Raw genomic sequence first — 13,701 nt, forward strand, 5'->3', positions numbered from 1 at the left:
CGGCCCGCGATCAGCCCGCGATCGCCTCGAACAGGCTGAACGCCGCGAGCGCCAGCATCAGCGCCGCCGCCACCTTGGTGATCAGGCTCAGCGGTACGTACTTCATCAGCGTGCGACCCCCCAGGATGCCGATGCCCGCGACCGCCCACAGCGCGAGCACCGCGCCGAGACCCACGGAGACCGGGTCGTCGTACCGCGCGGCCAGGGTCGCCGTCATGATTTGGGTGAGGTCGCCGAACTCCGCGACCAGGATGAGCATGAATCCCGCGCCGGACACCTTCCAGAAGGACTGGTCCGCGGGGGCCTTGACCTGTTCCTCGCCGTCGTCCTTCTTCAGCAGCAGTACAGCCGCGCCCGCGAGGAACAGGACACCCACGACACCCTGTACGAGCCGGTGCGGGAGCAGGGTCAGCACGCTGCCCGCGGCGATGGCGAGGCCCACATGGACGGCGAAGGCGGCCGCGACGCCCACGAAGACGTAACTGGCGCGGTAGCGGGTGCCGAGCATCAGGCCGGCGAGGGCGGTCTTGTCGGGGAGTTCGGCGAGAAAGACGGTGCCGAAGACGATCGCCATGATGGTGAAGCTGATCACGAAAGGGGGTTCCTCAATCGGTCGGGCTGCCCGTACCGAAAGGACCTGGGTGGTTCAGGGGTCACTTCGGCACGACAGCGTTCATGGAACAACACTGTGGCCGAAGGTCTCGCTGGAGGACCGTGAAAACAGTCCCCCTCCGGGCGCCGGCTGAGGCGAGCTCAGCAGTATGTCGACGGTCCGGCGAAGAGCTACTCCCCTTCTGCTCGGTACACGATACGCGACGCCCGCACCCGCCCGCCAGGCCGAAGGTCCCTACCGGCGGCCCACACACCCGCCCGTCGGGGCCGGAGGTCCCGGCACGCGACACCCCCGCCCGACCGTCAGGGCGCCACGCCTCGGTAGAGCCGTCCGCGCGCCACCAGCTCCAGGACCACCGCGACCGCCACCGCCTGCACCGCGAGCAGCGCCACCAGCACGAAGAGCTGCACCACCCCCGCCAGCAGCGGTGAGGCGCCGCCGAGCAGCATGCCGACGAACGCACCCGGCAGCGTGACCAGACCCACCGTCCTGGTCTGGTCGAGCCCCGGCAGCAGCGCGTCGGACGCCGCAGGGCGGGCCACCTCCAGCCGGGCCTCGCGGTCCAGCAGCCCGAGCGCCATGCCCGCCTCCACCTCCCCGCGCCGCAGCGCGAGCTCGTCGAGGGCTCGCCGACCGCCCAGCACCGACGCGGTGAGCGCACCGCCGATGAGGATGCCGGTGACCGGGACCAGCGTGATGCCGACGGCCGGGACGAGCCCGGTGAGCAGGAGCGCCGCGACGACGGGGGCGACGCCCGCGCCGATCGGCAGGGCCGCCCACCACCAGGACCCGTTGTCGGTGATACGACGACCAGCGGTGCGCACGGCCACCGCGTACATCAGCGCGAGAAAGGCGAGCAGCAGCCAGCCGGAGCGTGCGACCCAGCCGATGAGGAGCGCCACGGCGGCGAGTTGGAGCGCGGCGCGTACCCCAGCGGTGGCGACCGCGCGGCCCTGGCCCCGACCGCCGTCCCCGGAGAGGCGCGCGTAGGAGACGACGGTCACCGCGACCGCGAGCAGCACGGCGAGGACGGCCCCGAGCGTGGCGTTGGCGGGCAGCAGCGTCTGGGCCGCCGCCCAGTCGGGCGGCCGGGATGCGGGATCAGCCGGTACGGGCACGGCGCAACCCTAGGCCGATGGTGGCCGGGTCCGGGCGGACGCGCGGCCGACCCGAGGTGGTGAAGCGCGGCCGACCCGGTTCGACGCGCGGCCAACACCGGCCCCGTGGAGGAAAGGTGCCGGATCGTCAGAACGCTTGTCGTGACGTGCACATGTCGTCACCCTGTTACCTGGCGCCCACCCCCAGGCAACCTGGCGCCGACACGATGGCCGGGCCCCCACGGGCGGTACGGCCAAGCCACCCCCCACATCAAGGGAGTTCGCATGTCAGGTGTCTACGCGCGTCGAATAGCCGTCCTCACCGCGTCCGCCGCACTCGCCGGCACGAGCGTCCTGCTCACCGCCCCCACCGCCCAGGCGGCCCCGCCGACCCCGGTCAGCGCTGCCACCGCCCGCACCTACCTCGGCCAGCTGACGGAACAGGCCGAGGGCTCGTCCACCGGCTACAGCCGGGAGAAGTTCCCGCACTGGAGCACCCAGTCCGGGGCCTGCAACACCCGTGAGGTCGTACTCAAGCGCGACGGTACGAACGTCCAGCAGGACGCCGCCTGCGCCGCGGTCAGTGGCACGTGGTACTCCGAGTACGACGGAGCCACCTGGAGCGCCGCCTCCGACGTCGACATCGACCACATGGTCCCGCTCGCCGAGGCCTGGCGCTCGGGCGCCAGCGGCTGGACGACCGCCCAGCGGCAGTCCTTCGCCAACGACCTGTCCCAGCCGCAGCTGATCGCCGTCACCGACAACGTCAATCAGAGCAAGAGCGACCAGGACCCGGCGGAGTGGCTGCCGCCGCGCACCGCCTACCGCTGCGTGTACGCCCGGATGTGGGTGGACGTGAAGCACCACTGGAAGCTGACGGTGAACGCCGCGGAGAAGACCGCCCTGCAGGGCGTCCTCAACAACTGCTGAGACCCGCCGGGGACGGCTGGGCCCTCCGGGAACATCTGCGCGAAATCTCCCGGAACCTCATAGAACCTCCCGGGCGGAACCTCCCCACCCTCCTCCGTCGTTCCGTACCGTACGGGGCGTGCCCGACCGGGGCACGACGGAGGAGGGCACACATGGCCGGGCTGCGCCTGGGACCACTGCTGCGGCACATCGACCAGGAGACCGGCGATGCCGCGACCGTCTGGGTCGAGACGGACCGCCCCTGCACGGCTCGGGTGCGGTGCGTCGGTGACGCCGGGGCGGGCGGCTCGGCGCGTACGTTCCAGATCGCCGGGCACCACTACGCGCTGGTGACCGTGACCGGACTGCTGCCGGGCGCGGAGACGGCGTACGAGGTGCTGCTCGACGAGCGCCTCGTCTGGCCCCTGACGGGCTCCCGCTTCCCACCGAGCATCATCCGCACGCCGGACACGGCATCGGAGCAGTCGGTGCGGATCGCCTTCGGCTCCTGCCGGTGGGCCTCGGCGCCCGCGGGCGAGAAGGACCCGGTGGGTGCCGACGCCCTGGACACGCTCGCCGCGAGCCTGGCCGCCGACCCGAAGGCCGCGCGCCCCGACGTGCTGCTGCTCCTGGGCGACCAGGTGTACGCGGACGAGACGTCGAAGGCGACGCGGCGCTGGCTGGCCGCGCGGCGCGATCTGCGCGAGGCGCCGGGGGCGGAGGTCGCGGACTACGAGGAGTACACCCGGCTCTACTACGAGTCCTGGCTGGACCCCGAGGTGCGCTGGCTGCTGTCCACCGTCCCCAGCTGCATGATCTTCGACGACCACGACGTGATCGACGACTGGAACACCAGCGCGCCCTGGCTGGCCGAGATGCGCGACACCCCCTGGTGGCAGGAGCGGGTGGTCAGCGGCCTGATGTCGTACTGGGTCTATCAGCACCTGGGCAACCTCTCGCCCACCGAACTCGCCGCGGACGAACTGTTCGCGGCGGTACGGCAGACGCCCGACGGGACGGACCTGCTGCGGGAGTTCGCGGCGCGGGCCGACGCCGACCCGGCGGGCACGCGCTGGAGCTACCGGCGCGACTTCGGCCGGGTGCGGCTGCTGATGGTGGACACCAGGGCGGCCCGTGTCCTGGAGGAGCAGCGGCGCGCGATGCTCGACGCCGGGGAGGAGCAGTGGGTCCGCGACCAGGCGCTGGAGGACCCGGGTTCGTACGACCATCTCCTGATCGGGACCTCGCTGCCGTGGCTGCTGCCGCCGCTGGTCCATGACGCGGAGAGCTGGAACGCCGCGCTGTGCCGGGGCGAGCGGGGCGAGCGCTGGGCGCGCTTCGGTGAGGATCTGCGCAGGCGGGCGGATCTGGAGCACTGGGCGGCCTTCCCGGATTCCTTCGAGCGGCTCGCGACGCTGATCGCGGAGGCGGGGTCGGGGCCCGACGCCCCGGCGACGGTGTGCGTGCTGTCCGGGGACGTGCACCACGCCTACATCGCGGAGCCCCGGTGGCACACGGGCGGTCCAGACGCGCATGTGCTGCAACTGACCTGCTCCCCCGTGCACAACGGCATCCCCCGTTCCGTACGGATGGGCTTCCGCTTCGGCTGGAGCAGGTCAGGCCGGCGCCTGGGCCGCTTCCTGGCGCGGCACGGGCGGGTGGCCGAGCCGCAGATCAAGTGGCGCAAGACATCCGGGCCGTGGTTCGGGAACCAGTTGATGACGCTGACGCTGCGCGGGCGGGCTTCGACGCTGCAGCTGGATCAGGCGCGCGCCAAACGAGGTGGCGGTGTTCGGCTCGCGACCGTACTGGAGAGGAATTTGACCGAATCAGAATGAAGTATTGAGAAGTACTGCGAAGTGTTGATTTACTGCCGTGATCCTTCCCACAGCGGAGGGGGATCATCGTCAGGATGATTACGACTTCCGGTGCTCCCCCCGCATGATGAACCGGACCCTCAGCTTCCAGTAGTCCTCATGCCTCAACGCCCCGGGAGTCACCGGTTTGTCCGCAGCGCATCACGCCCTCGCTGTCGTCGGCGCCGGCCCCCGGGGCACCAGCGTGCTCGAACGGCTCTGCGCCTCCGTGCCCGCGCTCGCGCCGGACGCACTGCTGACGGTCCATGTCGTGGACCCCGCGCCGCCCGGCCCCGGCAGGGTCTGGCGGACCGGACAGCCGGCCGACCTGCTGATGAACACCGTCGCCTCGCAGGTCACCCTCTTCACCGACGAGAGCGTCGTCTGCGCGGGCCCGGTCCGTCCGGGGCCGAGCCTGTACGAGTGGGCCGCCGACCGCGGCGACGAGACGCTCGGCCCCGACGACTATCCGACGCGCGCCTGCTACGGCCGCTACTTGGAGTGGGTCTTCGGCCGGGTGGTGCGCGCCGCACCCGGAACGGTGACGGTGCGAGTGCACCCGGCACGGGCCGTCGGCCTCCAGGACGCCTCCGACGCGACCCAGATCCTGACTCTCGACAACGGTGTCACGCTCACCGGTCTCAGCGCGGTGGTCCTCGCCCAGGGGCACCTGCCGGTGTTCCCGGACACCTCTCAGGCCGCCCTCACGGCATACGCCGCCCGGCACGGCCTGCGTCATCTGCCGCCCGCCAACCCCGCCGACCTCGACCTGTCGGCCATCGCACCGGGCGAACCGGTCCTGCTGCGCGGCCTGGGCCTCAACTTCTTCGACCACATGGCGCTGTTGACGGCCGGCCGGGGCGGCACCTTCACCCGCCGCGCCGACGGCAGCCTCGACTACCGTCCCAGCGGCCGCGAACCCCGCCTGTACGCGGGGTCACGGCGCGGGGTGCCGCACCAGGCGCGCGGCGACAACGCGAAGGGCCCGTACGGCCGGCACGAGCCGCAGCTCCTCACCCCGGCGGCGATAGCGGCCTTCCGGGTCCGGGCGGACGCGGGCGATCCGCCGGACTTCCGCGGCGAGATATGGCCGTTGGTCGCCAAGGAGGTGGAAACGGTCTTCTACGAGACGCTGCTCGGGGAGACGCAGCCTTCGGGCGACGGGGGTATTGCCGGGAATTCGGGCTTCCGGGCTCGCTTCCTGGCCGCGCCGCACCGCAGCGGCCAGGAGGCCGACGTACTGGGCGAGTTCGGGATACCGGCGCACGAGCGCTGGTGTTGGGACCTGATCGCCCGCCCGTACACCGGCCGCACCTTCCACGACCCGGCCGACCACCGCGGCTGGCTCCTGCACCACCTGCGGCGGGACGCGGCGCACGCGGCGCTCGGCAATGTGGCGGGTCCGCGCAAGGCGGCCCTGGACGTCCTGCGCGACCTGCGCAACGAGCTGCGCCAGATCGTCGACCACGCCGGACTGCCCGGCGCCTCCCGGCGCGATCACCTCGACCGCTGGTACACGCCGCTCAACGCTTTCCTCTCCATCGGGCCGCCGCGCCGCAGGATCGAGGAGATGACGGCCCTGATCGAGGCGGGCGTACTCGATGTGATCGGCCCGCGGACGACCGTGCGCACGCAGGGCGGGGCCTTCGTCGCGTCCTCCCGCGACGTCCCGGGATCCGAGATCCGGACCTCGGTACTCGTCGAGGCGCGGTTGCCGGAGCCCGACCTGCGTTCCACCGCCGACGCGCTGCTGGCGCGGCTGCTCAGGACCGGCCAGTGCCGCCCGCACACGCTCGACGGATACGAGACGGGCGGCCTCGACGTGACCCGCCGCCCGTACCGCCTGATCGACAGCCAGGGGCAGGCGCACCCCGCGCGGTTCGCGTTCGGAGTGCCCACGGAGGGCGTGCACTGGGTGACGGCGGCGGGCGCCAGGCCCGGGGTCGACTCGGTGACACTGGCGGACGCGGACGCGGTGGCGCGGGCCGCGCTGCGGGCGGCCACCACGGTACGCACCAGGGCGCTCCTGAGCTCCGTCAACCCCGTGGGCTCCGTCAGCCCCGCGGCTGCGGACCGAACGGCACACTGAAGCAGGCCACGCGCTCGCCCGCACCGCCCGGGGCCCCGTGGACGACCACCGAACGCGCCTCGCCGGGCCGGAATCCCCAGCCGTGATGGGCGCTCGCCGTGCCTTCGCCGCGCGCGTCGGCGGTGAAGTCGAGCCACACCTCGTTCGCCGGATCGACCCGGTCCGGGTCGAGAACGTGCTGGTAGCGCGGGCCCGCGTCCTCGGGGCGGGGGCCGCACGGAGCGGTGTGCACGTGCGCGCCGTACGCGTGGCCGGGCTGGACGTCCCGCACGCGTACGCGCACGCGCGTGCCGTTCGCGTCCGACTTCTGTTCGACCTCGATGAACGCTGCGGCCGGCACAAGATCCATGTCGTACGTCACGGCGTCGGAAGGGACCAGCGCGCTCGGCGGCGCGAACCGCCCTTCGGCCCGCATCCGGAAGCACTCACCGGCGCCACCGCCGACACCCGCACTGCTCGCCACCAGCGCCGCTATAGCCGCACCGGCCACTCTTCCCGGCACCATCCGCCCGCTCCTCGCGCTCGCCCCCTTTCAGTCCGTACGGGACCCAGCTTCCGCGCGTCGCGCGGCCGACGCCGCGTCCAGGAGGGCAGTCGGGTGAACATGACCTGGCCGTCGACCACTGAGAGCACAGGCGTACGCTGAAGGGCTGTAAAGCCGCTCCTGCCGCTCCCCTGCGACGTCGCGGCGTTGCTGACGAATCGGGGAGTCACGTTGTTCGAAAGTGTGGGGGCGCTGACCGGCAGCCCATGGATCTACGCGGTCGTGGCGCTCTCCGTCGTCCTGGACGTCTTTGTGCCGGTGCTTCCCAGCGGAGTACTGGTGATCACGGCCGCCACCGCCGCGGCGGCCGGGTCCACCACGGCGACCGTCGCGAGCGCCACGGGCCAGGTGGCCACGCGGGTGCCCGACATCCTGATCCTGATGGCATGCGCGACCGCGGCCTCCGTGCTCGGCGACTACGCCGCGTACCGGCTGGCGTGGCGCGGGGGCGCGCGCCTGGACCGGGCGATCGCCCGGTCACGCCGCCTGACCACCGCGCAGGAACGTCTCGGCGCGGCGCTGGCCCGCGGCGGCGGCGCCCTGGTCGTGGTCGCCCGCTTCGCCCCGGCCGGCCGCTCGGTCGTCTCGCTGGGCGCCGGAGCGGCACACCGCAAGGTGAAGGAGTTCCTGCCCTGGTCGGCGCTGGCGGCCCTGGCCTGGGCGGGCTACGGCGTGGGCCTGGGCTATTTCGGCGGGCAGTGGCTGGGCGCGACCTGGCTGGGCGTGGCGGTCTCGGTACTCGCCCTGTTCGGCGCGGGCGCCCTGGCGGCCCTGGTGGTACGCCGCCCGGCGCACACGCCCGCCCCGGCTCCGGCGGCGCCGTAACCACCTCTGGGCCCCTCGCTACGCCTTGCGGGCGGCGGCCCCACGCACTTCGATCCCGGCGAGCAGCTTCCTGGTCGCCTCAGTCACCTCGGCGGCGGCCTGCTCGAACACCTCGCGGTTGTGGGCCGCCGGGGCGCGGAATCCGGAGACTTTACGTACGTACTGCAGGGCAGCCGCGGCGATTTCCTCGTCGGTGGCCTCCTCCGGCAGGACGGGCGGTCGGAGTGTTTTGATGCTGCGGCACATAATCCGACGATACGCCGAACCGTCCTGGAAACAGTCACGACGCGGTCCGGCCTCGGGGCGGACGCGCAGCGGGGGCACTCACTCCGGCGCCACCGTCCGAGCCGCTTACCGGTAGATCGCCGGTGTGCTGTAGACGTACAGGGCGATGACCGCGACCACGCATACGAGGGCCACCCAGGAACCGAAGCCCGTGTGGCGTCCGCTGCGCCGGGCCTTTCGGGGGCGCCGGGACCGGCCGAAGCGGCGGGAGCGGCCGGTGTCGTCCGCGCCATCGGCTCCGCCGGAACGCGCCCGCCCCGACGCGCGTGACGTATCGGCGGCGGCGGTCTCGGCGAGCAGACGGCGGCAGGCCGCGGCCAGTTCCCCCGTCCCGGCGGCGAGGGGCACGATCACCTCCGAGCGGGCCGGCGCGGTGGTACCGCCGTCGAGGATGCGGCCCGCCCGTACGAGGATCTCGCCCCGGCCGCCCGCGGGGGCCAGGCTGATCCAGCGCTGGACGTGCTCGCCCCGTATGACCACACCCCCGGAGCGATCCCGGTACACCGTGTGCTCACGCCACAGCATCCCGCCCAACTCGTATGCCTTGTCCGTCAGTTGCCCGCTCATGCGAATCCCCCTCCGCCATCCGGCACAAACACCGCACTCTAGCGTCAGGTACACACCAACTCCGCGCCGGGCCGGAATCACGAGGAGTGGGCCACGAACAGCGGGTCGAGAACCACGGGCCGAGGGCTCCGCCCCGCACCGGGAGCGGGATCCTGATCGGGGTCGGGATCGAACCAACCCGCCGATCGCTGTGGTCACATGCCTGGGAACCGTTGGACCCCCGCGCTACCCTCCGCCGCATGATTTCCACGGTTGTCTGGGGAACCGGAAATGTCGGCCGTGCGGCCATCCGTGCCGTCGAAGCCCATCCGGCCCTGAAGCTCGCGAACGTGCTCGTCAACAACCCGGAGAAGGTCGGTCGTGACGCGGGCGACCTCGGTGGGCTCGGATACGAACTGGGGGTCACTGCGACCGACGACATCGAGGCGGTCCTGGCCGCCGGTCCCCAAGCCGTGGTGTACGCCGCGTCCGGCGACATCCGCCCCGACGACGCCCTCGCCGACATCGTCAGCGCGATCCGGACCGGAGCTGTGGTCGTCACTCCCGCGCTGTACGCGCTCTACGACCAGCGCAACGCCCCGCCGGAGATGCGCGATCCGATACTGGCCGCCATCGCGGACGGCGGCGGCTCGCTGTTCGTCTCCGGCGTCGACCCCGGCTGGGGAAACGATGTACTGCCGCTGCTCATCAGCGGACTCGGCACCACCGTCGACGTGATCCGCTGCCAGGAGATCTTCGACTACTCCACGTACGACCAGCCCGACTCCGTCCGCCACCTGGTCGGCATGGGCCAGCCGATGGACTACGAGCCGCTGATGCTCGCGCCGACCGTCCCGACGATGGTGTGGGGCGGGCAGATACGTCTGATGGCCAGGGCCCTCGGCGTCGAACTCGGCGACATACGCGAGACCTTGGACCGCCGCGCCCTCGATTCCACCGTGACCACCAGGACGATGGGCGAGTTCGAGGCCGGCACTCAGGGCGCGGTGCGGTTCGAGGTGCAGGGCATCGTCGAGGGCGAGCCACGCATCGTCATCGAGCACGTCACCCGCATCCACCCGTCCTGCGCACCGGACTGGCCGACGCCGCCCGACGGCGCGGGAGCACACCGGGTGGTCATCGAGGGCCGCCCGCGCATCGAGGTCACGATCGAGGCCACCGACGAGGGCGACAACCGGTCGGCGGGCGGAAACGCCACGGCCGTGGGCCGGTTGGTGAGCGCCGTCGACTGGCTCGTGGACGCGGAACCCGGACTTTACGACGCGCTCGACGTGCCGCTGCGCCCCGCAGTGGGCAAGTTCGGAAGGAGCAAACGATGAGGATCGACATCCCCGAGGGCCAGGAGCCGATCGGATATGTGTGGGGCGACATGGTCCCCGGCATCGGCATGGCGGCCGCGAACTTCTCCCTGTCGGTGTACGCCCATACGACCCTGGGGCTGCGCGAGTTCGAGGCCGCGCGGTTGCGGATCGCGCAGATCAACGGGTGCCTCTTCTGCCTCGACTGGCGGACCGACCGGGACGGCGAGAAGGTCGAGGACGAGTTCCCCGAGGCGGTGACGCAGTGGCGCACCACGGACGCGTTCGACGACCGGTCCAGGCTGGCCGCCGAGTACGCCGAGCGATACGCAGTGGATCACCACGCCATCGACGAGGACTTCTGGACCCGGATGACCGCGCACTACAGCCAGGTCGAGATCGTGGAGCTGAGCATGAGCATCGGCTCCTGGCTGGCGTTCGGCCGGCTCAACCATGTGCTGGGCCTCGACGCGGTGTGCGTACTGCCCGGGCACTGAGACGGTCCGGGGCCGCTCGGCGAACCGGCCGGCCCCGGCGTCGGGTACGGGCGCGGGGGCGGGCGGTGACGCGGGTGCGGATCCACGTACCGGCACGAGTGCGGGTGGTGGTGCGGGCGCGACCGAGCCGCCGTATCCGGTGCCGATCACCAGGACCGGGACTTGGGCACCGTTGCCGATCGGGGCGGCGACGGAGGCCGCCATGGCCTGATGGGCGCCTACTTGCCCGGCGAGGGCTGCGACCCCCAGAATAGAACCTGTTCCAGCGATGAATCTGCGGCGTGATACACCCTCGAAGCCAGTACCACGCCTGACGGGATCACTCATGTGACGTTCCTCACTCTCGAAGGAATGAGAACAGGTTCTACTGCCGCTCGCCTATGAAGTCACTACATACCTCGAAGTAACTTGCGCCCGCTCTATTGACTCTGAGCGCGATAACCTCTCAGTCGATCTCGACGGGGGGAGGCTGGGGGCACTGCCGGCGGCGCCGACCTGGCATGCTCCGGGAAACGCCATGCACGGTCCGCAACAGCCTTTATCAGCAGCAGACTTCAGAACTTCCGCGCATCCGTGATGTGCGCCCGCATGGCGGCCCGCGGAGCTTCGAGTTCAAGCCGGGGGAACGGACGGCCGCGCTGGGACGCGTAGCCCTCGTCCCTCAGATCATGGGCGACCTGATCGAAAGCGCGCACGGCCGACCGCGCCAGTGCCGTGACGGTGTGGCGCCCCGACTACAGCGCAGTCCCGGAGTCGACGGGCGCCCGGCTGTCGGCGGCCTCCAGGAGACGGATGTCGACGTCAGCCCCATCCCGGTGGAAGAACCACCGGTAGATCTTAGGCTCCCCCTCCACTCGGCCAGGGTGTCCCGATCGCCCTCCACGAGTCTGAAGATCGCGTACAAGAACTGCTCGGGACCATCGGTGACGTAGGAGGCGACGACCTGCGACTCACCTTGAGCGTCGGCCACACGCAGAAACGCCCAGCCGTGATACCACAGCGTCCACGTAATCGCGAGAGGAGCCATCCCACCCCCTGTGAGGCTTTGCACCCTACGGCGCGACTGCGCGGGCCGTCTCAGCCGTCTTGTGGCCCCTGCCAGCGGATTGCGCTGAACTGAGTGGGGCACAGGTACAGATGCCCGCAGCCCCTGCCCGGGGGCCGGGGTCAGCCGAGGGGCACCGCCGCGTAGGAGGTCCACTCGTACACGCGGTTGTCGCGGTGAAGAACGATGAGTTCGGCCTGGGTGATCCGAGCCGAGGCCGACGCGACGTCCACGGCTCCAAGAGCCGCAGAGAACGGCGCGATGGGACCGTCGGCGTTGCTATATCCGATGGACACGTGCGGAGTGAATCCCTCTGCACACTCCGGCACTTCGGGCAGCACGTCGCCGATCGCTGCCCTGATCGCCTCGCGGACCGCACGCACCGGGGCTGCGGGCTCCACGGGGACGAGGACGGCCTCGGGGTCGACGATCGGCTCCCGGAGCGTCACGCCGAAGGCCGGCTATCTCCGCGAGCCGTTGCGTAGCTGCTTCGACGATCGCCCTCAGGCTCCGGCCGTCGACGTCGCCGACGAACCCGACACCTTGCATGGTGAGGTGCAACCACCGATCGGGGATCAAGTCGAGCCCGCCGACCGGCGCGAGAGCAGTGCGGTACCGCTCTGCGAGCCGGTGGACCTCTGGCTGCTCGTCGAACGTCAGGTGCCAGGTGTAGAGGCGGCGGCCAACATTCCAGCCGGGCCGCCACCATCAGTGATCACGCATGTGCTCGGGTCCAGTCGTCATGGCCCGAGATCCAATCAGCCCGAGCCGCCCCGGACGAGAGGGCAGGGCGCGCCTCAGCGCTGCGGCTCGGCCTGCCGTTCACCGGGGCCGCCGTCACCGGCGGCTGAGGCGTCCTCACCTACCAGTACTCCCGCACTCTGTCGGATGTGGACTCTATGTGGACTTTGATCACAGGAAGGCCCCTCAGTCATGATCGACTGAGGGGCCCAGCATCCGCTCCGACTTGCGCTTTATCCTCGGTGGGCGCGGACGGTTTCGAACCGCCGACATTCGCTTTGTAAGAGCGACGCTCTACCCCTGAGCTACGCACCCGTGGATGAGTGAACAGATTACATGGCTCACGGGGCGACATCGCAAACCTGTTGGCCGCCCGAGCGGGCCGGAGCCGGCCGGTGGCGGGGCGTCGGGGGGATAACCCCACCCCCGATCCGGTGGCGCCCCGCATCGTCCCGGGGGGGGCTCCGGCTTCGTACCGTGGAGTCCTGTCAGCAGGAACTAACTGGGGGATCAGTCACCGTGGCACTCCGTACTCGTACTCTCACCGCCGTCGGCGGAGTCGTCGTTGCCCTGGTCGCCCTCAGCGGCTGCGGCGGTGACGACGCCAAGGACGCGCCCGCCGAGAACCGGTCGTTCCCCTTCAGCGGGAACACCCTGACTGTCGACACCGACAACTCCGCCCTGGAACTGGTGCCCGCCGACGTGAAGGACGTGGAGGTCACCCGGCGCGCCGACGGGTGGGTGTTCCTCGGGGAGGGGCCCGAGAACAGCTGGAAGTTGAAAGACGGGAAGCTCGTCCTTCGGCAGAAGTGCGACGCGCTCGCCAGTGACTGCGACTCCTGGCATCGGATCAAGGTGCCGCGCGGCGTCGCCGTGACCGTCCTGAGCGACAACGGGAGCGTCAAGGCGACCGGGTTCGACACCGCGCTGAAGGTGCGGTCCTCCAACGGGGAAGTGCGGGTCGAGGACTCCAGTGGCGCACTCGACCTGGACAGCGACAACGGCCGGGTCGTCGCGGAGGGGATCTCGGCCAAGAAAGTGACCGCGGACTCCGAGAACGGCGCGGTGCGGCTGAGCTTCAGCGCCGTGCCGGACCTGGTGGAGACCGTCAGCGACAACGGCGAGATCGTCATCGACCTGCCCAGGACGGGGTACAACGTGACGACCAGCAGCGACAACGGGGACGTCAATGTGAACGTCCCGCGGGACGACAACAGCACGCATGTGGTGAAGGCCCGCAGCGACAATGGGGAAGTCACCTTGCGAAGTGCGAACTAACGGGCCCGTGTGTTCGTCCTTACCTGGTGGGAGACTGTAACTGGGCAGGGCGGACAC

Annotated in this window: 13 protein-coding genes and 1 tRNA gene; 7 read left to right on the plus strand and 7 right to left on the minus strand. The window is 71.0% G+C overall.

The genetic code is table 11. From position 1 onward, the window contains the following. Positions 1-10: 10 nt before the first annotated feature. Entirely contained in the window at positions 11-592 is a 582-nt protein-coding gene (locus QMK30_RS15020; protein ID WP_283518375.1) for a TMEM165/GDT1 family protein, read from the minus strand. A gap of 323 nt (positions 593-915) precedes the next feature. Next, positions 916-1,731 (minus strand): ABC transporter permease, encoded by an 816-nt coding sequence (locus QMK30_RS15025; protein WP_502963144.1) that lies wholly within the window; start codon positions 1,729-1,731, stop codon positions 916-918. Between the two features lie 264 nt (positions 1,732-1,995). Here QMK30_RS15025 and QMK30_RS15030 point away from each other — a divergent pair, with 264 nt between their 5' ends. The 3 genes from QMK30_RS15030 (at position 1,996) to QMK30_RS15040 (ending at position 6,564) form a co-directional block, all read left to right on the plus strand. Next, positions 1,996-2,640: an HNH endonuclease family protein gene (locus tag QMK30_RS15030; protein ID WP_283518377.1), complete on the plus strand. Its 645-nt coding sequence runs from the start codon at positions 1,996-1,998 to the stop codon at positions 2,638-2,640. Positions 2,641-2,792: 152 nt separating this feature from the next. Then, entirely contained in the window at positions 2,793-4,457 is a 1,665-nt protein-coding gene (locus tag QMK30_RS15035; RefSeq protein WP_283518380.1) for an alkaline phosphatase D family protein, read from the plus strand. Between the two features lie 166 nt (positions 4,458-4,623). Beyond that, on the plus strand, positions 4,624-6,564 hold the full coding sequence (locus QMK30_RS15040; RefSeq protein WP_283518381.1) for an FAD/NAD(P)-binding protein: 1,941 nt from the start codon (positions 4,624-4,626) through the stop codon (positions 6,562-6,564). Here QMK30_RS15040 and QMK30_RS15045 read toward each other — a convergent pair. After that, positions 6,530-7,069 carry a superoxide dismutase family protein gene (locus QMK30_RS15045; protein WP_283518383.1) on the minus strand — a complete coding sequence of 180 codons (540 nt, stop codon included), beginning with the start codon at positions 7,067-7,069 and terminating at the stop codon, positions 6,530-6,532. The genes QMK30_RS15040 and QMK30_RS15045 overlap by 35 nt on opposite strands. Before the next feature lie 210 nt (positions 7,070-7,279). On the opposite strand from QMK30_RS15045, the gene QMK30_RS15050 reads away from it, so the two are divergent. After that, entirely contained in the window at positions 7,280-7,933 is a 654-nt protein-coding gene (locus QMK30_RS15050; RefSeq protein ID WP_283518385.1) for a DedA family protein, read from the plus strand. A gap of 18 nt (positions 7,934-7,951) precedes the next feature. Here QMK30_RS15050 and QMK30_RS15055 read toward each other — a convergent pair whose 3' ends face one another. Together QMK30_RS15055 and QMK30_RS15060 are read right to left on the minus strand one after the other, a co-directional pair. After that, positions 7,952-8,179 carry a DUF2277 domain-containing protein gene (locus QMK30_RS15055; RefSeq protein WP_283518387.1) on the minus strand — a complete coding sequence of 76 codons (228 nt, stop codon included), beginning with the start codon at positions 8,177-8,179 and terminating at the stop codon, positions 7,952-7,954. Between the two features lie 105 nt (positions 8,180-8,284). Beyond that, entirely contained in the window at positions 8,285-8,785 is a 501-nt protein-coding gene (locus tag QMK30_RS15060) for a hypothetical protein (RefSeq protein WP_502963145.1), read from the minus strand. Positions 8,786-9,024: 239 nt separating this feature from the next. Here QMK30_RS15060 and QMK30_RS15065 point away from each other — a divergent pair, with 239 nt between their 5' ends. Then, the gene (locus tag QMK30_RS15065) at positions 9,025-10,104 is read left to right on the plus strand and encodes an NAD(P)H-dependent amine dehydrogenase family protein (protein WP_283518388.1); all 1,080 of its coding nucleotides are present in this window, start codon (positions 9,025-9,027) and stop codon (positions 10,102-10,104) included. Then, entirely contained in the window at positions 10,101-10,580 is a 480-nt protein-coding gene (locus QMK30_RS15070; RefSeq protein WP_283518390.1) for a carboxymuconolactone decarboxylase family protein, read from the plus strand. Before QMK30_RS15065 ends, QMK30_RS15070 begins: the two co-directional genes overlap by 4 nt. A gap of 1,167 nt (positions 10,581-11,747) precedes the next feature. On the opposite strand, the gene QMK30_RS38465 is transcribed toward QMK30_RS15070, so the two are convergent. Both QMK30_RS38465 and QMK30_RS15085 read right to left on the minus strand, forming a co-directional pair. Next, positions 11,748-12,074: a 2'-5' RNA ligase family protein gene (locus tag QMK30_RS38465; protein WP_349362074.1), complete on the minus strand. Its 327-nt coding sequence runs from the start codon at positions 12,072-12,074 to the stop codon at positions 11,748-11,750. 535 nt (positions 12,075-12,609) lie between these two features. Beyond that, positions 12,610-12,681, minus strand: a tRNA-Val gene (locus QMK30_RS15085). A 204-nt stretch (positions 12,682-12,885) separates the two neighbouring features. Here QMK30_RS15085 and QMK30_RS15090 point away from each other — a divergent pair. After that, positions 12,886-13,644 (plus strand): DUF4097 family beta strand repeat-containing protein, encoded by a 759-nt coding sequence (locus QMK30_RS15090; RefSeq protein WP_283518391.1) that lies wholly within the window; start codon positions 12,886-12,888, stop codon positions 13,642-13,644. Positions 13,645-13,701: the final 57 nt, after the last annotated feature.

Origin of the sequence: Streptomyces sp. H27-C3 (genome assembly GCF_030063415.1) — a bacterium.
In the GTDB taxonomy this organism is placed as follows: Bacteria; Actinomycetota; Actinomycetes; order Streptomycetales; family Streptomycetaceae; genus Streptomyces.

Bases quoted from the DNA above. Each gene is read 5' to 3' on its own strand.
- QMK30_RS15065 (WP_283518388.1), top strand. From the start codon at position 9,025: ATGATTTCCACGGTTGTCTGGGGAACCGGAAATGTCGGCCGTGCGGCC.
- QMK30_RS15055 (WP_283518387.1), bottom strand. From the start codon at position 8,179: ATGTGCCGCAGCATCAAAACACTCCGACCGCCCGTCCTGCCGGAGGAG.
- QMK30_RS15030 (WP_283518377.1), top strand. From the start codon at position 1,996: ATGTCAGGTGTCTACGCGCGTCGAATAGCCGTCCTCACCGCGTCCGCC.
- QMK30_RS15045 (WP_283518383.1), bottom strand. From the start codon at position 7,069: ATGGTGCCGGGAAGAGTGGCCGGTGCGGCTATAGCGGCGCTGGTGGCG.
- QMK30_RS15070 (WP_283518390.1), top strand. From the start codon at position 10,101: ATGAGGATCGACATCCCCGAGGGCCAGGAGCCGATCGGATATGTGTGG.
- QMK30_RS15035 (WP_283518380.1), top strand. From the start codon at position 2,793: ATGGCCGGGCTGCGCCTGGGACCACTGCTGCGGCACATCGACCAGGAG.
- QMK30_RS15060 (WP_502963145.1), bottom strand. From the start codon at position 8,785: ATGAGCGGGCAACTGACGGACAAGGCATACGAGTTGGGCGGGATGCTG.